The 22293-nt window shown below is 70.1% G+C and carries 24 protein-coding genes and 1 pseudogene; 16 read left to right on the top strand and 9 right to left on the bottom strand.

What is annotated here, in order from left to right; all coding sequences use genetic code 11:
* Positions 1-276 precede the first annotated feature (276 nt).
* The 7 genes and pseudogenes from F7Q99_RS12385 to F7Q99_RS12355 all read left to right on the top strand — a co-directional run bounded on the left by F7Q99_RS12385 (position 277) and on the right by F7Q99_RS12355 (position 6610).
* The gene (locus F7Q99_RS12385) at positions 277-429 is read left to right on the top strand and encodes a hypothetical protein (protein WP_153461273.1); all 153 of its coding nucleotides are present in this window, start codon (positions 277-279) and stop codon (positions 427-429) included.
* 4 nt (positions 430-433) lie between these two features.
* On the top strand, positions 434-718 hold the full coding sequence (locus tag F7Q99_RS12380) for a hypothetical protein (RefSeq protein ID WP_153461272.1): 285 nt from the start codon (positions 434-436) through the stop codon (positions 716-718).
* Positions 719-807: 89 nt separating this feature from the next.
* Positions 808-1647 (top strand): hypothetical protein, encoded by an 840-nt coding sequence (locus F7Q99_RS12375; protein WP_153461271.1) that lies wholly within the window; start codon positions 808-810, stop codon positions 1645-1647.
* Between the two features lie 32 nt (positions 1648-1679).
* Entirely contained in the window at positions 1680-3725 is a 2046-nt protein-coding gene (locus F7Q99_RS12370) for an Ig-like domain-containing protein (protein WP_153461270.1), read from the top strand.
* A gap of 117 nt (positions 3726-3842) precedes the next feature.
* Positions 3843-5717, top strand: coding sequence for a transglycosylase family protein (locus F7Q99_RS41070; RefSeq protein ID WP_153461269.1), 1875 nt, complete (start codon positions 3843-3845; stop codon positions 5715-5717).
* A gap of 108 nt (positions 5718-5825) precedes the next feature.
* Positions 5826-6023 (top strand): annotated as a pseudogene (locus tag F7Q99_RS12360) (imine reductase family protein); the annotation flags it as partial.
* 23 nt (positions 6024-6046) lie between these two features.
* On the top strand, positions 6047-6610 hold the full coding sequence (locus F7Q99_RS12355) for a GNAT family N-acetyltransferase (RefSeq protein ID WP_153461268.1): 564 nt from the start codon (positions 6047-6049) through the stop codon (positions 6608-6610).
* Between the two features lie 29 nt (positions 6611-6639).
* Here F7Q99_RS12355 and F7Q99_RS12350 read toward each other — a convergent pair whose 3' ends face one another.
* Positions 6640-7695 (bottom strand): aldo/keto reductase, encoded by a 1056-nt coding sequence (locus tag F7Q99_RS12350; RefSeq protein WP_153461267.1) that lies wholly within the window; start codon positions 7693-7695, stop codon positions 6640-6642.
* 157 nt (positions 7696-7852) lie between these two features.
* Here F7Q99_RS12350 and F7Q99_RS40370 point away from each other — a divergent pair, with 157 nt between their 5' ends.
* The 3 genes from F7Q99_RS40370 to cutA all read left to right on the top strand — a co-directional run bounded on the left by F7Q99_RS40370 (position 7853) and on the right by cutA (position 10266).
* Entirely contained in the window at positions 7853-8785 is a 933-nt protein-coding gene (locus tag F7Q99_RS40370) for a hypothetical protein (RefSeq protein ID WP_195911047.1), read from the top strand.
* 209 nt (positions 8786-8994) lie between these two features.
* A complete protein-coding gene (locus F7Q99_RS12340; protein ID WP_153461266.1) occupies positions 8995-9891 on the top strand; it encodes a class I SAM-dependent methyltransferase in 897 nt (298 codons plus the stop codon).
* A gap of 39 nt (positions 9892-9930) precedes the next feature.
* Positions 9931-10266, top strand: coding sequence for a divalent-cation tolerance protein CutA (gene cutA, locus F7Q99_RS12335; protein ID WP_153461265.1), 336 nt, complete (start codon positions 9931-9933; stop codon positions 10264-10266).
* Between the two features lie 70 nt (positions 10267-10336).
* On the opposite strand, the gene metG is transcribed toward cutA, so the two are convergent.
* The 3 genes from metG to F7Q99_RS12320 all read right to left on the bottom strand — a co-directional run bounded on the left by metG (position 10337) and on the right by F7Q99_RS12320 (position 13268).
* Positions 10337-12070, bottom strand: a complete 1734-nt coding sequence (metG, locus tag F7Q99_RS12330) for a methionine--tRNA ligase (protein WP_153461264.1) — start codon at positions 12068-12070, stop codon at positions 10337-10339.
* A gap of 116 nt (positions 12071-12186) precedes the next feature.
* Entirely contained in the window at positions 12187-12411 is a 225-nt protein-coding gene (locus F7Q99_RS12325) for a DUF397 domain-containing protein (RefSeq protein ID WP_153461263.1), read from the bottom strand.
* On the bottom strand, positions 12408-13268 hold the full coding sequence (locus F7Q99_RS12320; RefSeq protein WP_153461262.1) for a helix-turn-helix domain-containing protein: 861 nt from the start codon (positions 13266-13268) through the stop codon (positions 12408-12410). The genes F7Q99_RS12325 and F7Q99_RS12320 overlap by 4 nt, the downstream gene beginning before the upstream one ends.
* A gap of 332 nt (positions 13269-13600) precedes the next feature.
* Here F7Q99_RS12320 and F7Q99_RS12315 point away from each other — a divergent pair, with 332 nt between their 5' ends.
* Both F7Q99_RS12315 and F7Q99_RS43860 read left to right on the top strand, forming a co-directional pair.
* Positions 13601-13756 carry a hypothetical protein gene (locus F7Q99_RS12315; protein ID WP_153461261.1) on the top strand — a complete coding sequence of 52 codons (156 nt, stop codon included), beginning with the start codon at positions 13601-13603 and terminating at the stop codon, positions 13754-13756.
* A gap of 81 nt (positions 13757-13837) precedes the next feature.
* The gene (locus F7Q99_RS43860) at positions 13838-14275 is read left to right on the top strand and encodes an outer membrane protein assembly factor BamB family protein (protein WP_456114937.1); all 438 of its coding nucleotides are present in this window, start codon (positions 13838-13840) and stop codon (positions 14273-14275) included.
* A gap of 184 nt (positions 14276-14459) precedes the next feature.
* On the opposite strand, the gene F7Q99_RS12305 is transcribed toward F7Q99_RS43860, so the two are convergent.
* Together F7Q99_RS12305 and F7Q99_RS12300 are read right to left on the bottom strand one after the other, a co-directional pair.
* Positions 14460-15143: a RibD family protein gene (locus F7Q99_RS12305; protein ID WP_153461259.1), complete on the bottom strand. Its 684-nt coding sequence runs from the start codon at positions 15141-15143 to the stop codon at positions 14460-14462.
* 44 nt (positions 15144-15187) lie between these two features.
* Complete coding sequence (locus tag F7Q99_RS12300) at positions 15188-16609, bottom strand: helix-turn-helix transcriptional regulator (protein ID WP_195911046.1); 1422 nt, start codon at positions 16607-16609, stop codon at positions 15188-15190.
* A 442-nt stretch (positions 16610-17051) separates the two neighbouring features.
* On the opposite strand from F7Q99_RS12300, the gene F7Q99_RS12295 reads away from it, so the two are divergent.
* From F7Q99_RS12295 to F7Q99_RS12285, 3 genes are all read left to right on the top strand, one after another.
* Positions 17052-18242: a cupin domain-containing protein gene (locus F7Q99_RS12295; protein ID WP_153461257.1), complete on the top strand. Its 1191-nt coding sequence runs from the start codon at positions 17052-17054 to the stop codon at positions 18240-18242.
* Complete coding sequence (locus F7Q99_RS12290; protein WP_326846581.1) at positions 18239-19138, top strand: aldo/keto reductase; 900 nt, start codon at positions 18239-18241, stop codon at positions 19136-19138. Before F7Q99_RS12295 ends, F7Q99_RS12290 begins: the two co-directional genes overlap by 4 nt.
* Positions 19139-19271: 133 nt before the next feature.
* Positions 19272-19970, top strand: a complete 699-nt coding sequence (locus F7Q99_RS12285; RefSeq protein WP_326846580.1) for a hypothetical protein — start codon at positions 19272-19274, stop codon at positions 19968-19970.
* A gap of 215 nt (positions 19971-20185) precedes the next feature.
* Here F7Q99_RS12285 and F7Q99_RS12280 read toward each other — a convergent pair whose 3' ends face one another.
* Positions 20186-20383 carry a DUF397 domain-containing protein gene (locus F7Q99_RS12280; RefSeq protein WP_153461255.1) on the bottom strand — a complete coding sequence of 66 codons (198 nt, stop codon included), beginning with the start codon at positions 20381-20383 and terminating at the stop codon, positions 20186-20188.
* A 209-nt stretch (positions 20384-20592) separates the two neighbouring features.
* Here F7Q99_RS12280 and F7Q99_RS12275 point away from each other — a divergent pair, with 209 nt between their 5' ends.
* A complete protein-coding gene (locus F7Q99_RS12275) occupies positions 20593-21795 on the top strand; it encodes an IS110 family RNA-guided transposase (RefSeq protein WP_153459813.1) in 1203 nt (400 codons plus the stop codon).
* 84 nt (positions 21796-21879) lie between these two features.
* Here F7Q99_RS12275 and F7Q99_RS12270 read toward each other — a convergent pair whose 3' ends face one another.
* Both F7Q99_RS12270 and F7Q99_RS41065 read right to left on the bottom strand, forming a co-directional pair.
* Positions 21880-22074 (bottom strand): DUF397 domain-containing protein, encoded by a 195-nt coding sequence (locus tag F7Q99_RS12270; protein ID WP_153461254.1) that lies wholly within the window; start codon positions 22072-22074, stop codon positions 21880-21882.
* Between the two features lie 21 nt (positions 22075-22095).
* Positions 22096-22284 carry a DUF397 domain-containing protein gene (locus tag F7Q99_RS41065; RefSeq protein ID WP_153461253.1) on the bottom strand — a complete coding sequence of 63 codons (189 nt, stop codon included), beginning with the start codon at positions 22282-22284 and terminating at the stop codon, positions 22096-22098.
* Positions 22285-22293 lie beyond the last annotated feature (9 nt).

Genomic DNA, 22293 nt, shown 5'->3' with positions numbered 1-22293 from the left:
TGCGCCGATGTTGATCATTTCAGTCGTGCCCGCACCGCGCAAACAACGGACCCCAAGGGGCGAACCGGGTGAAAAGTCATCAAGCGGACAGGGGTGGGATCGTCCTGTCACCAAGGTGTCAGGACGGTTGGTGACAGGCGAAACCCCTCCCCAGTGGCCCGGCGAACCGGCAGAGTATTCCTCGTCGGGAACGGCCGGAGGGAAAAGCCGGAACCGGCGGGAGCTGGCGGGAATTCCGCGCAGCCAATCATTCCGATTTCGAACAGGGGTACCGCCATGCCTAAGGCCGCTCGAATTGTCGTCGGTTTCGCCGCCGCCGGGATGCTGATGATCGCCGCCGCGCCGGCCGCCAACGCGATCGGCATCGGCTGGGACGTCGCCCCCAAGGGCGAGCTGACCGTTCAGGCCTCCGGCATCGGCTGGGACTGAGCGCATGTACGTCGCACTCGCCCACCTGGCCCCGGTCGCGGCCGCCGCCGTCCCCACGGACGCGGACGCCCGGCTGGTCCACGACGCCCTCTGGGCGCACGCCACTCCGGCGCACCAGCTGGAGCACGTCCGGGCCCGGGCCGAAGCGGGCGGGATCACCCTGACGTTCTTCGTCAACCGCCGGGTCGGCGGGCCGGAGCAGGCGAAGCGGAAGTCCGCGGATCTGCTCCGCCGGGCGCGGAGTGCGACGGTGCTCTCCTGCTTCGGAATTCCGCACCTCCATTCCTGAACTCGACGAACGATTGGCCTGATTCGGCCTGGTGAATCCTTCCCGCCGAATTTCCTCTTTTCCCAGTTGCTCGCTCACGGAGTTCTCCCATGTCTCAGCACAGCATCCGGCGCATCGCTCTCTTCGCCGGTGCCCCGGCTCTGGTCGCCGCGGTTCTGGCCGTGAGCGGCTTCGCGGACGCATCGCCCACACCCCGGGGCGCCGCGCCCACCACGTCCGCCGCGCCCTCCGTGGCCACCACCGCTGCCGCCGCTCCCGCCGCCCCCTCCGCGGCTGCTCCCGTCGCCCCCGCTGTGTCGGCCGCGCCTACTGCGCCGCCCGCCCTCGCCCCGTCCGCAGCCGCCCCTTCGGCCGCGCCGAGCGCCGCGACCCCGCCGCCCCCGCTGGCGCCGGCCGAGCTGCCGGGCAGCGCCGCCGCGTCGTGGAAGCCGATGGCCCCGCCGCACACGCAGCCCGTCACCCACGACGTCGGCCTCAACGAATGCGCGTCCGTCCGCGGGGCCCTGACCTGGCAGCAGCAGGGCTACGTCAGCGGCTTCAAGACCCCCGCGATCCAGGACTCCTTCACCTTCGCCGACCCGGCCGCCGCCCAGCAGACCTACCAGTCGCTGCTGAGCGCGATGAAGACCTGCCAGGACACCTCCCGCACCCTGCAGGGCAACGCCCACCTGAGCCCCGACGCCGAGGTCGCCCAGACCGGCACCACCGCCGACGGCGCGGCCTTCGCCCGCCGGTGGACCGCCGTCGCCGGGATGTCCGCACCCGGTCCCCAGACCAACCACGTCTACCTCGTCCAGCGCGGGAACCTGCTGACCGTCCTGCAGTTCCCCGAGTTCTCCGACAAGGGCGCCACGTACGCCCCCACCGACGACCGGCCGGCGCTCACCGCCCTCGCCGACCGACTGACCTCCGCGAGCACCACCAAGTAGCTCGCAGCACACCGCCGAACACGATTCCACCGATGAGTCAGGACCACGCCGTCATGTCCCGTTTCACCCGCACCGCCCTCCGTTCGACCGCCGCCCTCGTCGCCGGCTGCGCCGCCTCCACGCTGTTCGTCGCCGCCCCGGGTGCCCACGCCGCGTCGAGCGCTGGTGGCACGATCTCCCGCGGCGAGGTGCTGGCCCGGGCGCAGAGCTGGGTCGACCAGAACGTGCCGTACAACCAGGGCGGGTACTGGACCGACAGCAACGGGACCTACCGGGAGGACTGTTCGGGCCTCATATCGATGGCCTGGCACCTGACCGACAGCCTGACCACCTGGACCCTGCCCAGCGTCTCCACCCGGATCGGCTTCTCCGAGCTGCAGTCCGGCGACGCGCTCGACTACACCGACGCGCACACCTTCCTGTTCGCCAACTGGACCGACAAGGCGAGCGGCGACTTCACGTACTACGCGGAGAGCAACCCCCACAACCCGACCCACGGGCCGACCGCCGCCAACATCAACAGCTCCAGCCTGGAGGGCTGGCCCACCAGCTACTACACGGCGCTGCGCTACAACAACATCGCCGGCGACCCGACCCCGGCCGTCGCCTCGGTGACCGGCCCCTCCGCGGGCACCATCGTCAGCGGCCAGATCAACCTGACCGCCTCGGTCTCGGAGAGCGTCGGTACCCCGACCGAGGCCGACTTCCTCGTCGACGGCAAGCCCGTATCCTCCGTGACCGGCGCGGGCCCGACCTACTCGGCGCCGTTCGACACCAGGAAGCTGAGCGACGGCCCGCACACCCTGGCCGTCAGCGCGAAGAACGCCGCCGGCAGCACCGGCTCCACCTCCTCCCCGGTCACCTTCTTCGTCGCCAACCGGGGCACCGCGACCACCACGACCGGTGACTTCAACGGGGACGGCAAGGACGACATCGCCGTCCTCTACAACAGCGGCCAGGACGGCTCGGGCAAGAACCTCGTCACGCTGTACACGTTCCTGAGCAACGGCGCGACCTTCAACACCCCGGTCAACGCCTGGGACAACAACGACAAGGTCAACGGCAGCTGGACCTGGGACAACGCCAAGATCCTGGTCGGCGACTTCAGCGGGACCGGGAAGTCCGACATCGTCGTGATGTACAACAGCGGCCAGGACGGCGCCGGCAAGTACCTGACCACGCTGTACAAGTTCGCCAACGACGGCTCGGGCGGCTTCAAGGCCCCGGTCCGGATCTGGGACAACAACGACAAGGTCAACGGCAGCTGGAACTGGGCCAACGCCAAGCCGGTCGTCGGCGACTTCAGCGGCACGGGCAAGGCCGACATCGCCGTCCTCTACAACGGCGGCCAGGACGGCGCCGGCAAGAACATGCTGACCATCTACAAGTTCGCGAACAACGGCTCGGGCGGTGTGCTCAACCCGGTCAACGTCTGGGACAACAGCGACCGCGTGAACGGCAGCTGGAACTGGAACGCGATCAAGCCGGTGGTCGGCAAGTTCAGCGGCTCCGGGAAGGACGACATCGGCGTCCTGTACAACGGCGGCCAGGACGGCGCAGGCAAGAACATGCTGACCATCTACAAGTTCGCCAGCAACGGCTCGACCTTCAACGCGCCGGTCAACATGTGGGACAACAACGACAAGGTCAACACCAGCTGGAACTGGAACGCGCTGAAGGCCGTCGCCGGCGACTTCAGCGGGACCGGCAAGTCCGACATCGTCGTGATGTACAACAGCGGCCAGGACGGCGCCGGCAAGGGCCTGGTGACGCTCTACAAGTTCGCCGGCAACGGCTCGACGCTGAACGCGCCGGTCGACGTCTGGGACAACAACGACAAGGTCAACGGCAGCTGGACCTGGGACAAGGCCAAGCTGGTCGCCGGGAAGTTCAGCGGGACCGGCAAGTCCGACCTCGCGGTGATGTACAACGGCGGCCAGGACGGGGCCGGCAAGGGCCTGGTGACGCTCTACAAGTTCGCCGGCAACGGTTCGACGCTGAACGCGCCGGTCGACGTCTGGGACAACAACGACAAGGTCAACGGCAGCTGGGACTGGTACCGCGCCGACCTCGCCTGATCCCTCCGGTGGAAGCAGCCCCTGCGGTCGCAGGCCCAGGGGCTGCTTCCCGTACCGCGCCACCGCTCCCCGCATCCGCTCTTCGCCATGCTCTCCGCCACCGTTCGAGGTACTCCCATGTCTTCCGCCACCAACGCCCGCAAGAAGTCCCGTGCCGTCGCCGTCGCCGCGCTGCTGTCGACGGTCGGAGCGGCCGGCACGTTCCTCTCGGCGGCCCCCGCCGGCGCCGCCTCCCTGAGCACCTGGGACAAGCTCGTCCAGTGCGAGGCGTCCGGCAACTGGTCGGCGATCAACCCGGTGGGCCCGTACTACGGCGGCCTCCAGTTCGACCAGGGCACCTGGGAGAGCTACGGAGGACTCGACTACGCCCCGCGGGCCGACAAGGCCACCCCCAAGCAGCAGATCCTGATCGGCGAGAAGGTCCTGGCCAAGCAGGGCCAGAGCGCCTGGCCGCAGTGCGGGCCGGCCGCCGGGCTCGGCTCCGACCACGCCAACCCGTACCCGGACCCCGTCCCGCCGGTGTCCACCGTCACGGGCCTCGGCGCGGGCTCCATCGTGACCGGGACGGTCGCGCTCACCGCCACCGTGACGGACGCCGAGGGCACCCCGACCGGCGCCACCTTCTACGTCGACGGCAGGGCCGTCGGCACCGCGAACGGCTCGGGCCCCTCCTACCGGGTCGACCTCGACACGGCGGGTCTGGCCGAGGGCTCGCACAGCCTCACCGTGCGGGCCGTCAACGACGCCGGGCAGACCGGGCCGGCCTCCGCCGCCGTCGCGTTCTTCGTGGCCAACCGCGGCACCGCGACCACCGCCACCGGTGACTTCAACGGGGACGGCAAGGACGACATCGTCGTCATGTACAACGGCGGCCAGGACGGCTCCGGCAAGAACATGGTGACGCTGTACACCTTCCTGAGCAACGGCGCGACCTTCAACACCCCCGTCGACGCCTGGGACAACAACGACACGGTCAACGGCAGTTGGAACTGGAACAACGCCAAGGTCCTGGTCGGCGACTTCAGCGGGACGGGCAAGGCCGACATCGCCGTCTTCTACAACAGCGGCCGGAGCGACAGCGGCAAGTACCTCACCACGCTGTACAAGTTCGCGAACAACGGCTCGGGCGGCTTCCGCAATCCGGTCAAGGTGTGGGACAACGACGACACCGTGAACGGCAGTTGGAACTGGGCCAACGCCAAGCCGGTGGTCGGCGACTTCAGCGGTTCGGGGAAGGCCGACATCGCCGTCCTCTACAACAGCGGGCAGGACGGCGCGGGCAAGAACATGTTGACCATCTACAAGTTCGCCAGCAACGGCTCGACCTTCAACGCGCCGGTGAACGTGTGGGACAACAACGACCGCGTGAACGCCAGTTGGAACTGGAACGCGATCAAGCCGGTCGTCGGCAAGTTCAGCGGTTCGGGGAAGGCCGACATCGCCGTCCTCTACAACAGCGGGCAGGACGGCGCGGGCAAGAACATGTTGACCATCTACAAGTTCGCCAGCAACGGCTCGACCTTCAACGCGCCGTTGAACGTGTGGGACAACAACGACCGCGTGAACGCCAGTTGGAACTGGAACAGCATCAAGGCCGTCGCCGGTGACTTCAGCGGCACGGGCCGGGACGACCTCGCCGTGGCGTACAACAGCGGGCAGGACGGTGCGGGCAAGAACCTGGTCACGCTCTACAAGTTCGCCAGCAACGGCTCCGGCTTCAACACCCCGGTGAACGTCTGGGACAACAACGACAAGGTCAACGGCAGCTGGACCTGGGACAAGATCAAGCTGGTCGCCGGCAAGTTCGGCGGCGCCGGCAGGTCCGACCTCGCGGTGATGTACAACAGCGGGCAGGATGGTGCGGGCAAGAACCTGGTGACGCTCTACAAGTTCGCCAGCAACGGTTCGACCTTCAACGCGCCCGTGAACGCCTGGGACAACAACGACAAGGTCAACACCAGCTGGGACTGGTACCGGGCCGACCTCGCCTGACCTTTCCCCGTCTGACCTCTCCCACGACGCAGCCCCTGGGCCCGAAGGCCCGGGGGCTGCCGCGTGCCCCGGCTTACGGGACCATCGCAAGGACCGCGGAGCGGCTGGAGCGGGGACCACACCAGGGACGTGGTGTCGAACCTGGCGATGCAGGTCGCGGGCAAGCAGACGCTGCTGCGCACCGCCGAGGAGCAGGGGGTGCGCCATGAACGGCTCGCACCGTCCTTCCGCGTGATGGAGCGTCTGCTGGAGATCGGCAGCGGCGACGAGGACCTGACCGGCGTCATCGACCTGCTGCGCAGGTGAGGCCCGGCCGGTAACGTACCGGCATGGCTGACCTTGAAGAACGCGCCGACGTCGTCGCGTCCGACCCGGGGCGGGCCGGGGTGTCCGTCCGACGGCGCCGTGCCACCGACCTCGCCGACTGCGTCCGGGTGCTGGGCGACGTGCACACCGCCGACGGCTACCCCACCGAGTGGCCCGACCGCCCCGCCGCCTGGCTCACCCCCGACGGCCTGCTCGCCGCCTGGGTCGCCGAGCTCGACGGCCGTCCGGCCGGCCACGTCGGCCTCTCCCGCAGCGATCCCGGTGACGTCGCTCCCGGCCTGTGGAGCGGGCGCACCGGCGGCCGCCCCGAGCTCACCGCCGTGATCGGCCGCCTCTACGTCGCTCCCGCGGCGCGCGGGCACCGGATCGGCGCCCGGCTGACGGCGAGCGCCGTGGCGCACGCGCGGGCGCTCGGCCTGCACCCCGTCCTCGACGTCGTCGCCACCCACCCCGGGGCCGTGGCCTTCTACCGCCGCCTCGGCTGGACCCTGCTCGGCAGCGCCGAACAGCGGTGGGCCTCCGGCCGTACGGTCCTCGTCCACGGCTTCGCGGCCCCGAGGGGGTAGCGGGCGGATCGCGGGGTGGCCGGGCGCCGTCAGCTCGCGGACCGGTCCGCGGTGGGGCGGCGGCGGAGGGCCGGGGTGGTGAGCGCCGGGGGCTGCCAGACGCCGTCGGCCCGGTAGAGGTCGGTGCCGGGCGCGACGATGGCGTCGATGCGGTCGAGGGTGGCGTCGTCGAGGACGAGGTCGGCGCCCTTGAGGGCCGATTCGAGCTGCTCCATGGTGCGCGGGCCGAGGATCACCGAGGTGACCGCGGGATGGGCCAGCGGGAAGGCGACGGCCAGTTCGGGCAGGGTGCGGCCGAGCTCCTCGGCGAGGGCGGTGAAGGCCTCGACGGCGTCCAGCTTGGCCGCGGTGGTGGGCAGCTCCGGGTCGAAGCGGGCCGGGTGAAGGGCGGCGCGGCCGGCGGTGAGGTCGATCGGTCGGCCCTTGCGGTAGCGGCCGGTGAGGAAGCCGCCGGCGAGCGGGCCCCAGGTCAGCACGCCCATGCCGAGCCGCTGGACGACGGGCAGCACGTTCGCCTCGATGCCGCGGGCGAGGAGCGAGTACGGCGGCTGCTCGGTGCGGAAGCGCGGCAGGGCGCGGCGCTCGGCGACGTGGTGCGCCTCGACGATCTGCTCGGCGGGGAAGGTGGAGCAGCCGAAGGCGCGGATCTTGCCGGCCCGGACGAGGTCGTCGAGGGCGGAGAGGGTCTCCTCGATGTCGGTGGTGTGGTCCGGCCGGTGCACCTGGTAGAGGTCGAGCCGGTCGGTGCGCAGCCGCCGCAGGCTCTCCTCGACCTCCCGGACGATCCAGCGGCGCGAGTTGCCGCCCCGGTTGCGGCCCTCGCCCATCGGGAAGTGCACCTTGGTGGCCAGCACGATCTCGTCCCGGTCGCCACGGGCGGCGAGCGCCTTGCCGACGATCTCCTCGGACTCGCCGGCCGAGTACATGTCGGCGGTGTCCACGAAGTTGATGCCCCGGTCGAGGGCGGTGTGGATGATCCGGGCGCAGTCGTCGTGGTCGGGGTTGCCGACCGCGCCGAACATCATGGTGCCGAGGCAGTAGGCGCTGACCTCGATGCCGGTGCCGCCGAGGACGCGGTAGCGCATGGGAGTGCTCCCCCTGGTGGTGGGTGGTCCGTCTGACGGCTCCGAGGCTAGGAGTTGGAGCGCACTCCAGCGCAAGTGCCGGGATCCCCCGGCAGGGGGAGAGGGTTCGTCGCGACGGGGGAGGCCATGGGCGGAGCGCGCGGGCGAGCCTGGGGGCATGACGAGGAGCGGTTGGGGTGTGGCCGGCTGGGGTGTCGCCTATGCCGGGTTCGGGGTGGCATGCGCGCTGAGCGGGACGGCGTTGTTCGGGATCTCCTGGCTGGGGTGGGGGGTCGCCGGGGTGGGTGCGGCGGCGGTGCCCGCCGGGGTCGCGGCGGCCCGGGGGCAGCCGGGGCCGGTGCTGCGGACGGTGCTGTGGGTGCTCGCCGGGCTGGCGGGGGCGGCGGCCTGGAGCCTGTTGATGGAAGTGCTGATGCTGCTGGTCGGAGAGGGCGTGGACAGCGGTCCGGGGACGGTGCACCATGCGCTGTCGGCGGCCGGTGCCGTGCTGCTGGCCGCGGCCGCGCGCGTTCGGCGGCCGGGTGCGGCGTGGGCGGTCGCCCCGGCCCCGTCGGAGGCTCCTGCCGCGGTCCAACTCGCCGCCTGCGCGGGCACGCTGGCGTTCGTCCCGTACGCCGTGATGAAGCTGAACTGGGCGCTCGGCGGCAGCTTCGCCGGGGTCGACGGCGCCGAGATGCGGGCGAGCAACGAGCGCAACGGCGCGTCCGGGATCTGGCTCACCCTGGAGGACTGGGGGCTCGACGCCACCGCACTGCTGGCAGGGATCGGGGTGTTCCTGCTGTGGGGCCTGGTCCGGCCGTGGGGACAGGTCTTCCCGCGCTGGACCCTGCTGCTGCGCGGCCGCCGGGTGCCGCGCTGGCTGCCGCTCACGCCCGCCCTGCTCGGTGCGGGCACGCTCGCACCGTACGGGGTGGTCGGGCTCGGGTACGTGATGCTGTGCACGACCGGCGTGACGACGATCCGGAAGGGCGACTTCGCCACGGCGACGGACGCGCTGATGGTGAGCTGGATCGGGGTGAGCGCGTTCGCCGTGTACGGGGTGGCGCTGGCGGTGGCCGCCCGGTCGTACTGGCGACGGACCGGGGGGTGACGCGGCCGGGGGTTTTGCGGGAACGGCAACAAAGCTTGCCGCTTCTACGGCGCCGGCCGCAGCCTGGCGGTGGACGGGCGGGTACGGCGCGCCCCGGGGCTCTCGCTCGGTGTCGCGCGACCGAACCGCGCGTCCGCCGCCTCCGTCCCCGCCCGAGCGGGGAAGCTCCCTCCCGCACACCGTTCCGTCCGCACGATCGGAGACCTCGCATGTCCGACCACCGGCACCACCCCGGTCACCACTCTGGTCACCACCACGGGCACGTCCCCGCCGCCGACTTCGACTGGGACGCCCTCGCCGCCCACCTGGAACGGGAGGCCGAACTGCGGGCCCCCGCCGTCACCGCGGCCGCGCGGTGGCTGCGCGACCTGCCGGGCCGGGGCGAGGTCCGGCGGGTGCTCGACGTCGGCAGTGGGCCGGGCGTGATCGCAGGGCTGCTCGCCGACGCCTTCCCGGACGCCGAGGTCGTCGCCGTCGACCAGTCGGCGGCCCTGCTGGAGCGTGCCCGCACCCGGGCGGGCGGTCGGCTGACCGTCCAACAGGCCGACCTGCCCGAGGAGTTCGACAAGCTGGGCGAGGCCGACCTGATCTGGTCCGCGAACGCCATCCACCACCTCGGCGACCAGCAGACCGCACTCACCGCGCTGGCCGGACGGCTGCGCCCCGGCGGTCTGCTGGCCGTCGCCGAACGCGGACTGCCGCTGCGCTACCTCCCGCGCGACTTCGGCCTCGGCCGGGCCGGCTTCCAGGCCCGGCTGGACGCCGCGCACGAGGACGGCTTCAGCACGATGCGCGCCGAACTGCCCGGCGCCACCGAGGAGGTGGAGGACTGGCCGGCCATGCTCACCCGCGCCGGCCTGACGCCCTCCGGCACCCGCACCTTCCTGGTCGACCACCCGGCGCCGCTCGCCCGCCCGGCCCGCGAGCACCTCCACGCCCAGCTCGCCCGCCTGCGCGACCAGCTCGCCGACCACCTCGCCGCCGACGACGCCGCCACCCTCGACGCTCTCCTCGACGAGACCGCCGCCACCGGCATCCTGCACCGCCCGGACGCCTTCTACCTGTCCGCGATGACCGTCCACACCGCCCGGGCGCTCCCGGCCTGACGGCGGCCGGTATCCCGCGCGGGCGGGTAGGGTCGCCGCATGGCAGCCAACGAGCACGGGTTCGTCGTGGTGACGACCACCCACGAGACCGAGGACCGGGCCCGCGACCTGGCGTCCGCCGCCGTCCGCGACCGGCTGGCCGCGTGCGCGCAGGTGTACCCCGTCCGGTCCGTCTACTGGTGGGAGGGCGAGGTCCAGGACGCCGAGGAGTGGCGGATCGATCTCAAGACCAGGGCCGAACTCGCCGACCGGCTGGGCGCGTTCCTCACCGAGCGGCATCCGTACGAGACACCCGAGGTGGTCGCCGTTCCGGTGGTCGCGGGCAGCCCCGGCTACCTGGCGTGGGTCACCGCCGAGACGTCGTCCGCCGGCTGAGAGCCGGACGGACGGGCTCGGCCGTGACCCACGGCCGGGCCCCGCGCCGGCTTCGTCAGGCCGACCGACGTTACGCCGACTCGCCGCCGAAGCGGGCCGTCCAGGCGGCCAGGTCCTCGTCCGTGATCTTCGCGAACAGCACCGGCGGCACGGTGAACGCCGTCCCGGCCGGCACCAGGTCCAGCGCCCGCGCCTCCTCGGCGCTCACCCACCGCCGGGACGCCGCCGGGTCGCCGTCGGCCACCGCGAACGCTCCGCGCATCGCCGCCGCGGCCGTCGGGATGAACGGCTCCGACACCACCGCGTACAGGTGGATCAGGTTCATCGCCGTGCGCAGGGTCAGCGCCGCCGCCTCCGGGTCGGTCTTCACCTGGAGCCACGGCGCCTTCTCGTCCAGGTACGCGTTGCCCGCGCTCCACAGCGCGCGCAGACTCTGCGCCGCCTTGCGGAAGTTGAGCGCGTCCAGCTGCGCCTCGTACTCGGCCAGCAGGTCGGCGATCTGCGTGCCCAGCCGCTGCTCCGCCTCGCCCGGCGCGTGCCCGCCCGGGACGTCGTCGCCGAAGCGCTTGCGGCTGAAGGACAGCACCCGGTTGACGAAGTTGCCGAGGGTGTCGGCGAGGTCCTTGTTGACGACCGAGGCGAAGAGGTCCCAGGTGAAGCTGGAGTCGTCCGACTCGGGCGCGTGCGCCATCAGGAAGTAGCGCCAGTAGTCGGCGGGCAGCAGCTCCAGCGCGACGTCCGTGAAGATGCCGCGCTTCTGGCTGGTGGAGAACTTCCCGCCGTAGTACGTCAGCCAGTTGAAGGCCTTGACGTAGTCGACCTTCTTCCACGGGCGGCGCGAGCCGAGGATCGTCGCCGGGAACATCACCGTGTGGAACGGGACGTTGTCCTTGGCCATGAACTCGGTGTAGCGGACGGTCTCGTCGGCCTCGTACCACCAGGACTTCCAGTCCCGCGGCTGCCCGGCCGGGGCCGCGTCCGCCCACTCCTTCGTGGCGCCGATGTACTCGATCGGGGCGTCGAACCAGACGTAGAAGACCTTGCCCTCGGCCGCCAGCTCCGGCCACACGTCGGCCGGCACCGGGACGCCCCACTCCAGGTCACGGGTGATCGAGCGGTCCTGCAGGCCCTCGGTCAGCCACTTGCGGGCGATCGAGGAGGCGAGCACCGGCCAGTCGTCGCCGTGCGCGGCGATCCACTGCTCGACCTCCTCGGTCAGCTTCGACTGGAGCAGGAACAGGTGCCTGGTCTCCCGGACCTCCAGGTCGGCGCTGCCGCTGATCGCCGAGCGGGGCTCCAGCAGGTCGGTCGGGTCCAGCACCCGGGTGCAGTTCTCGCACTGGTCGCCGCGCGCCTTGTCGTAGCCGCAGTGCGGGCAGGTGCCGACGATGTACCGGTCGGGCAGGAAGCGGCCGTCGGCGTTGGAGTACACCTGGCGGATCGAGCGCTCCTCGATGAAACCGTTGCGCTGGAGTTCGCGCGCGATCTCCTGGGTGATCTCCCGGTTCTGCGGGGACGAACTGCGGCCGAAGAAGTCGAACGAGAGCCCGAACCCGTCGTACACCGCCTTCTGCGCCTCGTGCGCCCGGGCGCAGAACTCCGCCACCGGCAGCCCGGCCTCCTGCGCGGCCAGCTCGGCCGGCGTGCCGTGCTCGTCCGTCGCGCAGATGTACAGCACCTCGTGGCCCCGCTGGCGCAGGGAGCGGGAGTAGACGTCCGCCGGGAGCATGGACCCGACCATGTTGCCCAGGTGCTTGATCCCGTTGATGTACGGAAGGGCGCTGGTGATCAGGTGCCGAGCCATCCTCGGATGCTCCGATTTCTCCCGCACAGCGCCCCGCCCGGGGTGCTGTGCCAGGCGCAGGGGTCCACTGTGGGCTGCCAAAGCCTACCGCCGCCGGCCGGCGGGCGACGAAGCGTTTACGGCGCGGTGCGGTCGGTGGCGAGGCCTCCGGTGAAGTCGCCGTAGCGGTCGAACTCCCCGGCCTTCACCCCTCGGACGAACGCCGCCCACTTGCGCGGCGTGGTCCGGACGATGATCTCGGCGCGCTCCGACTCGCGGATCTCCACCAGGCCGTCTGCGGCCCTGATCTCGACGCATTCGTTGGCCTCGCCGCTCGCCGTCGACTTCTGCCAGTCGTTCATGACCGGCCCGCGAGGTCTTTCAGTATGGTCCGGATGAAGTCCCGGGATTCGGCCGGCCCGAGCGCGATCGCCTCGGTCTCCGTCTTGATCTCGCGGTACGTCTGCAAATCGGCCTCGGCGTGCACGAACTTCGGGCCCTGGGAGAGATCGATCTGGACGGTGTCCAGCTCCGGAACCGGCCCGCAGGCGAGATACAGGCTCTCCCCGGAACCCGGAAAGGTGTCCAGGCTGAACGGGATCGCGTGGATCTCCACGCCCGGGCGCTCGGAATCCTGGAGCAGGCTCTCCAACTGCTCGCGCAGTACCACCGGCCCGCCGAACTGCATCCGCAGCGCGGATTCGTGGATGAAGGCGGTGTACGGCTTCGGCCGGTCGACCAGGATCTGCTGGCGCTGGATCCGGAAGGCGGTCCGCACGTCCGCCTCGTGCCGGGGCAGGGGGGGCCGCAGCCGCGCGAACACGGCGGAGGCGTAGGCGGAGGTCTGCAGGAGCCCGGGGATGAAGCTGGTGTGCAGGATCGTGAGCGACTCCGCGTGGTGCTCCATCTCCGCGATGTCGATGATCCCGTTCGGGATCCGCCCGCGGTAGCCGTCCCACCAGTACTTCCGGCGGTCCTGGGTCATCGCGAGCAGCGCGTCGAGGTAGGGGCCGTCGGCGCAGTCGCAGGTGCGCGCCCAGATCCGGAGCCGTTCGGCGCTGATGCCGGACTTCCCGTTCTCCATCTGCGAGATCTTGGGCAGGTCCGTCCCCAGCGTGGCGGCCAGATTCTTGGGCGTCACGCCCACGCGTTCGCGCATCCTGCGCAGCTCGATGCCAAGGCGCTGCTGGCGCACGGTCGGCGACAAGCGGGGTGGCATGACTCTCTTCTCCGGATCGCGGGTTCCGTCGATGCTTCCGGTGAAGTGTGCCGCGCACACCGGGCCCTAGCTGCCGAACCGGGGGATACCCCACGATGGAGTGAACGTTCCCGCGCTCGGTAGCAAGTCTTGTACCTCGACCCTCTAAGGTCGATCCCGCGTCACTCGCTGACAGTTGTCCTGCCTTGCCGTCAATCAGCCGTACATTCACACCAGATGCACGGTCGGCAGGCTCGACATCCCCGACCGGAGACAACCATGCCGCATCCGCCGCTTCCGCCGGTTCCCCGCCGCCCCCGGCCTCTCCGACTCCGACGTCGTTCCGCACGCCGGTGAACACGCTGCTGGTCGCCGGACTGTCCCTCCTCCTGCTGGCCGTCCTGTTCGTCGGCTGGCTGGTCTGGCTGGTCACCACCCAACCCCGCCTGCCGCGTCCGACGAAACCCGGATTCGCCCTCCGCCATCCGACCTCCCGCAAGGAGAAATAGCCGCCGGGGCCGGCCGCCTGCCCTGTCCCGAAGACGCGACCCTCCGCCGTCGTACGATCACCCGGCAACACCGACCGGCACATTCGTACGGGGGACTGGGGAGTCTGGGCCGACGAGGAACGGGCATACACCACGTGGGACGGGTCCGACCTCCAGGCCGTCAAGCTCGCCGACGGCACCCAGCTGTGGTCCACCAAGCACCAGGGCGACCGCTTCGGAGCCCCACTGGTGGCCAAGGGCACCGTGTACGCCAGCGACGGCGCCCCCTCCGTCACCGCCTTCGACGCAGCCCGCGCTGGACCTGCCAGCTGCCCAGCCTCCCCCGCTGGGACAGCGCCCCCGTCCTCGCCAACGGCATCCTCTTCGTCCCCAGCCAGCTGGGCACCGACGGCGTCCACGCCGTCGACGCCACCACCGGCAGGCTCAAGTGGACCTTCAGGGACCCGGACTAACAAGGCAACGCCACCAGCGAGAACTGGCGCCTCAGCACCAACGGCACCCTCGTCTTCGCCGCCCTGAAGAACAAGGTCTTCGCCCTGCCCGCCACCTGACCATGAGGGCAGGCATCTACCTGTTGGAGGTGGACCCGCACGACGGCATGCCGATCGGTGGTGCGCCATGCCTGCTCCGCACGGTCGAGGTAGGCACTCGGCCAGCCTGAACGATGACGGTCGCCGCGACGCGGCGGCTTGGTCGCCGGCGCTCAGGCCGAGACGTTCTTCGGCGCGAAGCGCAGCAGAACCACGTCTCCGACCGTCCGGGTGTCCAGCAGCTTCATCCGGCGGGTGCTGCCACCGGGGAACTCGGCCGGGTAGACGAAGCGCGGTGCGCCGACCTCGCCGACCAGCAGCGGTGCCACTGCCAGGTGGATCTCGTCGGCCAGGCCCTGGGAGAGGAATTGGGTGTGGATCTGACCGCCACCCTCGACCATCAGGCGCTTCACGCCTCGGCTGGCCAGGTCATCGAGCACCAGGCCGAAGTCCACCGTGTCGCCGGTGGAGACCACGTCGGCCAGGCCGTCGAGGGCGTCGCGCAGCTTCAGCGCGCCGGCGTCGGTCGTGTATACGACCTTCTTGTCCCCGAAGTGCCAGAACTTGAGGTCACGGTCGAGGTCACCGCTGGCCGTGATCGTCACCTTGAGCGGGTACTCCGGCTTGCCGGCCGCAACCCGAGCGGCCCGGCGTTCGTCGCTGTTGACCAGCAGCCGCGGGTTGTCGCTGCGCAGCGTGTTGCCGCCGATGAGGATGGCATCCGATTCTGCCCGCACCTGGTCCACGCGGTCGAAGTCGTCCGCGTTCGACAGCAGCAGCCGCTGCGGCGAGGTGTCGTCGATGTAGCCGTCGATCGAAGTGGCAACGCTCAGCAGGACGAAGGGGCGCTCGGTCATCGTGGCTCCGTTTCTCGCTAGGCGGTGCAACGCCGCCAGGGTGATCACACTTCATGAAGCATGACGCTGTCGAGAGCTTCACGGAACTCGGTCACCGCAGCCACCGTCGACCACCGCTGCAACTGACCGTCGAGCGATGCCAGTTCGGCGAAGATTCTGGCCGATCCCGTACTGATCCCAATTGATAGAGCCTCAGCTGCGGTCATGGCCGCCTGCTCGGGACCAACTGAGTGGAGCTGGGCTCCCGCCGACCTGGCCAGATACACCCCGCGATCCCGCCGGAACGAGGCCGGCAGGGCGCGAATCGCTCGATCGAAGCCGGTGGTCGCCGCCTCGTAGTCGCCCAGGACGGACAGCGAGCGCGCCCGTTGGGCTTCCACGTAGGCCTCATTGAGCCAGTGACCACGACGGACCTCGGTGTCACCGGGCCGGGTCACCAGCTCCAGGGCCAGGTCGTAGCCCCGCTGACTGGCCAGCCCGTCGCCCAGTAGTGCGTGCCCATGAGCCCCGAAGACCGCCCCGAGGGCCCCGAGCCTGCTGCCGGGCATGGCCAGGCGCTGGGCCGACTCGGCCAGATCGACTGCTTCCAGGGGATCCTTCATGTCACCGGCCAGCTGGGCCTTGCGGGCCGTGATGTAGACGGTCAATTCGTGATCTTCAGCGGCTCCCGACCAGTCGATGGCCCGATCAGCCCAGTACTGAGCGGCACGGTGGTCGCCACTGTCCTGGTAGAGCCAGCTACAGAACTCGGCGTACTCGGCTTGGACCTGCATCAAGTCCTGGCGGTCGCGGCCGGAAGCGTCACGGCGCAGCTGCTGGATCAGGCGGACATGCTCCTGGGCTGTGGCGACGACGTTCCGGGGACCGAGCACGTTGTCGCAGCCGACCAGCGACCTGCGCAGCTGGCGCATGTTGTGAACCGGGTTGACGTCAGGCGAGAGCGCGAGTGGCTTCGGCTGGGCAGTGGGGCCGCCGAAGGCGGACAGCATCGCGGTACCGGTGGCGGCCGTGGCAGTGCGCAGTAAGGCGCGGCGCGGCATGGTCACGAAGATGACCCTCCCGTCAGATGTGCGGCAACCAACTCTGACCTCCGTGCCCATGAGCGCCGTGGACGAGCCGACAACGACAGCCTCCTGCGCCAGATCGCCAAGGTCGAGCTGCTCGGTGTGAGCATTCCCGAGGCCAGGCGGCTGCGTTGGAGGATCTGGGGATTCGGCTCGTGGAGCTGGCACCAACCTGGAGGCAGCTGCCGGGTGATCCGGCGTCGTGAAGAGCGCCCTCAACTCGATGGTGCGGATCTTCAGCAGCCGGGCCAGCTTCACCCACATCCACGGTTGCGGCTCGCCCTGGCCGCGCTCCCACCTCACCACCGTCGAGCGGTGAACTCCCAGCGCGTCAGCCAGTGTCTCCTGGGTGTGGCCAGCATCCTTGCGCCGCTGAGCGAGCCGTTCCCGCTTGACCACCATCGGCTCCCGCCCTCTGCTACGCCAGATCGTCTGTCCTGACAACGCGCCAGGTGGCGCCCGGGTATGCGCCTCGGATGCGACATCAATGCGCCAATTCTGCTCTGGTTCACGCCGGTTGGAGGCGGTTCTGTAGGGACGTGCCGGACGAAGTTGGCCCGGCAGCGGCTCTGACCCAGCCGGGCTCGGTGGCCACTGACCGCTTGCGGGCTCGGTCACTGGTCGTCCAAACCTCACCATCAAAGTCTTCCCGTCGAAACCCCGGCGGGAGTGTCTATCAGAAGGGAAAGACCATGGTGCACAACAGCACCCCGGCGGCTCCGACCGCTGAGGGCGGTCTCCTCGTTTCGGCGCGGAAGATCGCTGCGGCTCGGGCTCGCACCGAGCAGCCGTCCGACGTCAGCAGCGGCCGTTCCGACGGCAACGACTGATCCGGCCGCCCACGATGCTTGATGCTGCCTCGTGGGCGGCGCGTCTGGGCGGGGACTCGTTCCTCGCCCAGACGTTCAACCGCTCCTACGCCGTCATCCCCGGGCAGGCCACCGACGTCGCCGGCCTGCTCTCCTGGGACGACCTCAACACCATCCTCGCCACCCAGCGGCTGGAGCCTCCACGGCTGCGGCTGTCGCTGGACGGCGAGATGTTGCCGCTGCACCGGTACGCGCTGCCGGTGACCACCCGCCGGTCGGTGACGTGGCACCGCTTCCAACCGGCTGAGCTGCACGCTCGCCTGGCAGAGGGTGCTTCGCTCGTCCTGGACTCCATCGAGAAGATCCACCCGCCCATCGGGGCGGCAGCTGAAGGACTGGAGCGCTTCCTCGGAACGCTGGTGCAGGTCAACGCCTACGCGTCGTGGACCGAGAAGGAGGGCTTCGGCACCCATTGGGACGACCACGACGTGGTGGTCGTCCAGATGTACGGAGCAAAGCGCTGGCGGCTCTACGGCCCCACCCGTGAGGCTCCGACGTTCCGAGACGTCGAAAGCCCGGACACTCCCGAGGGCGAGCCGGTCGCGGACATCGTGCTGACGGCCGGCGACGTGCTCTACCTGCCGCGCGGCTGGTGGCATGCGGTTGCGGCCGACCAGGGGTCGGAGTCGCTGCACCTCACCTTCGGTCTGGTCACCAACACGGGAGCTGACCTCCTGACCTGGGTGGTCGACCAGCTGCGGTCTCGTACCGCGCTGCGCCTGGATGTGCCTCGGTTCGCCTCGCCAGAGGAGCAGGCTGCCTACGTCGAGAATCTGCGCGCCGAGGTGCTGAGCGAGCTCACCGATCCGGACCTGGTCAGCCGGTGGGCCGAGTCGGTGGACACCACGCACTACGGCAGGGCGGTCACCTCGTTGCCGTACATCGGAGGTCTGCCCGCGAGGGCTGAGGTGAGGGTGCGCCTCACTGCACCACGGGCGAGGCTGACGGAAAACGCGCCGGAAGGCACCGTCACCCTGGCGGCGGCGGGAACGGCGTGGGACTTCGCTGGGCAGGCCACTCCGCTGCTCCAGAAGTTGCTCACAGGTGAGCCGGCCACCCTGGGGGCGCTGGCCGAGATCGCCAGCTTGGAGGTCGAGCACGTGGCCTCCCTGGTGTCGGTGCTCATCGAGGGCCAAGCAGCCGCCGTTGTCGGGACAGCGCTGTGACGGCCGTGTTGGGGCTGGGGACGTACCGGGTGCGCGTCGTTGCTCAAGCGGCGCGCACCGCCCTCGCGGCGGGCGCTTCCTGGGTCGATACGGCTCCGAACTATGCGGATGGCTTCGCCCACCAGCAGCTGGCGCAGGTGGCAGCCGACTACCCAGATGCACGGATGTCGACGAAGACCGGTTTCCACACGGCTGCCCAGGGTCGAGCTGCGGTCGCAGCTGGCGTGTTGACCGCCGACGAGGCGGCGGGCGGTCACAGCCTCGCACCGACCTTCATCCGGTGGCAGACGGAGCGCGCGCTGCGCCTGCTCGGCCGGGCCAACCTGGTGTTCGTCCACAACCCCGAGCGGGTCGGCCATGACCGCGCCCAGGTGCAGGCCGAGCTCCGGGAAGCCTTCGCAGTGTTGGAAGAGTTCGCCCAAAGCGGCCAGATCGGCGGGTATGGAGTCGCCACCTGGTCGGGCCTGGCCTCCGGCGCGTTCACGGTGCCTGACTTGCTCGGCCTCGCCGGGGAGGCCGCCGGCTCAGCCTCGCACCACTTCACCGGCCTCCAGCTGCCAGTCAGCCTGGTCATGGCCGATCCCATGGTCCAGGCGCTGAACGGCAGCGGGCCACTCGTCCAGGCGCAAGATGCCGGAGTCATCACCTTCGCCTCTGCGCCTCTGCACGGCGGTGAATTGCCCGGCCTGATGACACCCGAACTGGCGGAGTTCATTCGTGCCGGCCTGTCGGCTCCAGCGGCTGCACTACTGGCTGTCGCGTCCTGCCCTGGCCTGGATGTGGTCCTTGTGTCGGCCAGCACTCCGGAACACTGGGACGATGCGGCGAAGGCCGTGGCCGTCCCCCTTGCACCTGAACGTCTGAGGAGCATCCTTGATGAACTCGCCACCGGATGAGGCGACCCAGGTCCGCATGGAGGCCGCTCACCACACTGCGGCGCTGCTCCTGGGGCTGACCTGTACTGGCCCCGCAGCCTGGGGCTTCCAAGGCCGAACCATGGGTCGACGAGCCGGAAACCAGTGGCTGAGGGTGAACTGCACGACCAAGGCCAACGCGCAGCGGAAGCAGGGCGAAGGCATCGTCGGCGCGTCCACCCTGATTCCGGACGATGTTCCCCGGCCACGGCTGCACGACGTGATCGACTGGAGGGAGGATGAACACGTCTACCAGGCTGAGATGACCGACTACGTGAGCCACCCGGTCATCTCGCCGGACCGGGCTGACCTCGCCCACGACCCGGGACTACCGGACGAGTGGTGGAGCAGCCTGTGCCGCGTCCTGAGCCGGCTCGGCCAGGCGGAGGGCGTCCGCACCACCATCCGACCCGAGTGGATCGAGCGGGCCTTCCCGCAGTTCCTCGGCATCCCCGCGCCGGAGAAGGTCGAGCGGGTCACCGGCCATGCTGATCTGCACTGGGGAAACCTGACGGCCCCGCTCACCCTGCTCGACTGGGAGCGCTGGGGGCTGGTGCCCGTGGGTTACGACCCGGGCCTGCTCCACGCCAACAGTCTGCTCGTCCCCCAGGTGGCTGCCCGTCTCCGGTCGGAGTTCGCGCCGGTGCTCGACACCCCAGCCGGCCGGATCGGGGAACTGGTCGCCCTGGCCGAGATGCTGCAAGCAGTTGCCCGAGGTTGGTACCCCGAGCTGGCTCCGTTGCTGGCTGACCGCGCGGCCGACCTGACCGGCGTCCGGCCGCCCACCAGCGCGAACCCCCTGCTCGCCGGGTGACTGCGGTTGGTGCCACCGCGATACACAGAAGCCCTCGGCAGTCGAAACTGCCGAGGGCTTCTGGTTGAGGGCACGGATCCGAAACGTTTGTCGTTCTGGGGCGTTAAACGTGGTCTGCCATCAGTACGTCTTCTGCCGACGCCAGCGCCAACCCCCGCATCGTCCGCAGTTACTTCCGGCGGCTCCTTGCGAGGCGCAAGGGCCGCCGGAACGACCTATTCGGCGTCCGCGACGAGGTGGTCGAACTCGCCGGCCTGGACGCCGAGGAGGAAGGCCTCCCACTTCTTCGGGGTGGTGCGGACGGTGATCTCGGTCGTGTCCGACTCGCGGATCTCGACCATGCCGTCGACGGTCCGGACTTCGAGGCACACGTCGGACTCGCTGCTCAGTGACGGCCTCTGCCAGTCGCTCATGGTGGCTCCGTAAGTTGTTAGGCGGCCCGGGAGGGCCGGATGTGGCTGATGGTGGCTTGCCTCTGGTGGCTCCCAAGGAGTGGCCGTCCGGCTCTCCGGGGCGCCCTGACCGCTGATTGAGATCTGCGTCCTGGTCGCTGTTTACGGAGCTGACGGCGGGGTGTTCCTCGGGCCAAGGAGAGTGCTGGTTTCGGCGTGGGGAGCGTGGGATGACAGAGCGGCGGGCTCGGATCTGGGTGGGGATCGACGCGGGCAAGGGCCACCACTGGGCGGCGGCGGTCGACGAGTCGGGGTTCCAGGTCTGGTCGAAGAAGATCGACAACGACGAGGCCGCGATCCTGGAAGCGGTCGCCGAAGCGCTGGCCATGGCGGGTGCGGTGGACTGGGCGATCGACCTGTCCGGCACCGCGTCCGCGCTGCTGCTGGCCCTGCTCGCGTCGCACGGGCAGAAGCCGGTCTACGTTCCCGGCCGCACCGTCAACCGGATGTCCGGCGCCTACCGAGGCGAGGCGAAGACCGACGCCCGCGACGCGTTCGTGATCGCGGAGACCTCGCGCCTGCGCAGGGACTTCGCGGCCGTGGACGTCCCCGCCCAGCTGGTGGCCGATCTGGCGCTGCTGGTCGCGCACCGCACTGACCTGGTCGCCGACCGGGTCCGCATGGTCAACCGGCTCCGTGACGTGCTGACCGGGATCTTCCCGGCCCTGGAGCGGGCCTTCGACTGGTCCGGCAGCAAGGGCGCGCTGACCCTGCTGACCTACCGGCAGACCCCGGCCGGGATACGCCGGGTGGGCCGCGCCCGTCTGGAGTCTTGGCTGCGCAAGCGTGGTGTCCGCTCGGCCGACAAGGTCGCCGCCACCGCGCTGGAGGCGGCCGGGGCCCAGCACACTGTGCTGCCCGGTGAGAGCATCGCGGCCTCGATCGTCGCAGACCTGGCCTCCCAACTCCTCGCGCTGGACGAGCGGATCGGTGGCCTCGACAAGCAGATCAAGGAGACCTTCCATGCCCACCCGCAGGCGCACATCATCGAGTCGATGCCGGGCATCGGCCCGATCCTGGGCGCCGAGTTCGTCGTCGCTGCGGGCGACCTGTCGGCCTACGCGGATGCCGGCCGGCTGGCCTCCGCGGCCGGCCTGGTTCCGGTGCCCCGCGACTCGGGCCGACGCACCGGCAACCTGCACCGGCCCAAGCGTTACAGCCGTCGCCTGCGCAGGGTGTTTTACATGTCCGCGCAGACCAGCATGATCAAGGACGGCCCGAACCGGGACTTCTACCTCAAGAAGCGTGCCGAGGGCTGCGGCCACGTCCAGGCCCTCATCGCCCTTGCCCGGCGCCGGGTGAACGTCCTGTGGGCGCTGTTGCGCGACGGACGGGAGTTCACCCCCGCACAGCCGGTCGCGCAGGCGGCTTGACTCGGTCATTGAAACTCCCAGGGGTTCGGTGATGGTCAGCCGGTGGCCCTTTGCGCGGAGCAAGGGGCCACCGGAACACGTTTGTCAGGCGTTGCCGAAGTGGTCGAACTCGCCGCGCTTGACGCCTTCGATCCAGAGGGCGTACTTCTGCGGAGTCGTCACGATGACCGAGTCAGGTGCGTCGGACTCGCGAATCTCGATCCTGTTGGCGATGGAACGGACTTCGACGCACTCGTTGGACTCCCCGCTCAGCGATGACTTCTGCCACTGCTGGGACATGGTCGCCTTCTCCAGTTCCGGTCAGATGGTGAACTCTCCCTTGGCTATGCCATCGAGGAGATCCCGCCACTCCCGGTGGGTGAAGCGGACAGGGGGCGCGTTGCGGGCGAGGCTGCTTCGGATGAACACCGAGTCTGCCGTGATCGCCACCTCGGGGCAGTTGTTGCCCGCGCCGCAGATGCTCGGAGTGCGCCAGTCGAGGTCTTCCACGGTTCTCCT

Origin of the sequence: Streptomyces kaniharaensis, assembly GCF_009569385.1 — a bacterium.
In the GTDB taxonomy this organism is placed as follows: Bacteria; Actinomycetota; Actinomycetes; order Streptomycetales; family Streptomycetaceae; genus Kitasatospora; species Kitasatospora kaniharaensis.
Note: the sequence above shows the minus strand (reverse complement) of the source record. Positions and strands in the feature narration are given on the sequence as shown.

Coding starts and splice junctions, on each gene's coding strand:
- F7Q99_RS12385 (WP_153461273.1), top strand. CDS start 277: ATGCCTAAGGCCGCTCGAATTGTCGTCGGTTTCGCCGCCGCCGGGATG.
- F7Q99_RS12380 (WP_153461272.1), top strand. CDS start 434: ATGTACGTCGCACTCGCCCACCTGGCCCCGGTCGCGGCCGCCGCCGTC.
- F7Q99_RS12375 (WP_153461271.1), top strand. CDS start 808: ATGTCTCAGCACAGCATCCGGCGCATCGCTCTCTTCGCCGGTGCCCCG.
- F7Q99_RS12370 (WP_153461270.1), top strand. CDS start 1,680: ATGAGTCAGGACCACGCCGTCATGTCCCGTTTCACCCGCACCGCCCTC.
- F7Q99_RS41070 (WP_153461269.1), top strand. CDS start 3,843: ATGTCTTCCGCCACCAACGCCCGCAAGAAGTCCCGTGCCGTCGCCGTC.
- F7Q99_RS12355 (WP_153461268.1), top strand. CDS start 6,047: ATGGCTGACCTTGAAGAACGCGCCGACGTCGTCGCGTCCGACCCGGGG.
- F7Q99_RS12350 (WP_153461267.1), bottom strand. CDS start 7,695: ATGCGCTACCGCGTCCTCGGCGGCACCGGCATCGAGGTCAGCGCCTAC.
- F7Q99_RS40370 (WP_195911047.1), top strand. CDS start 7,853: ATGACGAGGAGCGGTTGGGGTGTGGCCGGCTGGGGTGTCGCCTATGCC.
- F7Q99_RS12340 (WP_153461266.1), top strand. CDS start 8,995: ATGTCCGACCACCGGCACCACCCCGGTCACCACTCTGGTCACCACCAC.
- cutA (WP_153461265.1), top strand. CDS start 9,931: ATGGCAGCCAACGAGCACGGGTTCGTCGTGGTGACGACCACCCACGAG.
- metG (WP_153461264.1), bottom strand. CDS start 12,070: ATGGCTCGGCACCTGATCACCAGCGCCCTTCCGTACATCAACGGGATC.
- F7Q99_RS12325 (WP_153461263.1), bottom strand. CDS start 12,411: ATGAACGACTGGCAGAAGTCGACGGCGAGCGGCGAGGCCAACGAATGC.
- F7Q99_RS12320 (WP_153461262.1), bottom strand. CDS start 13,268: ATGCCACCCCGCTTGTCGCCGACCGTGCGCCAGCAGCGCCTTGGCATC.
- F7Q99_RS12305 (WP_153461259.1), bottom strand. CDS start 15,143: ATGACCGAGCGCCCCTTCGTCCTGCTGAGCGTTGCCACTTCGATCGAC.
- F7Q99_RS12300 (WP_195911046.1), bottom strand. CDS start 16,609: ATGGTGGTCAAGCGGGAACGGCTCGCTCAGCGGCGCAAGGATGCTGGC.
- F7Q99_RS12295 (WP_153461257.1), top strand. CDS start 17,052: ATGCTTGATGCTGCCTCGTGGGCGGCGCGTCTGGGCGGGGACTCGTTC.
- F7Q99_RS12280 (WP_153461255.1), bottom strand. CDS start 20,383: ATGAGCGACTGGCAGAGGCCGTCACTGAGCAGCGAGTCCGACGTGTGC.
- F7Q99_RS12275 (WP_153459813.1), top strand. CDS start 20,593: ATGACAGAGCGGCGGGCTCGGATCTGGGTGGGGATCGACGCGGGCAAG.
- F7Q99_RS12270 (WP_153461254.1), bottom strand. CDS start 22,074: ATGTCCCAGCAGTGGCAGAAGTCATCGCTGAGCGGGGAGTCCAACGAG.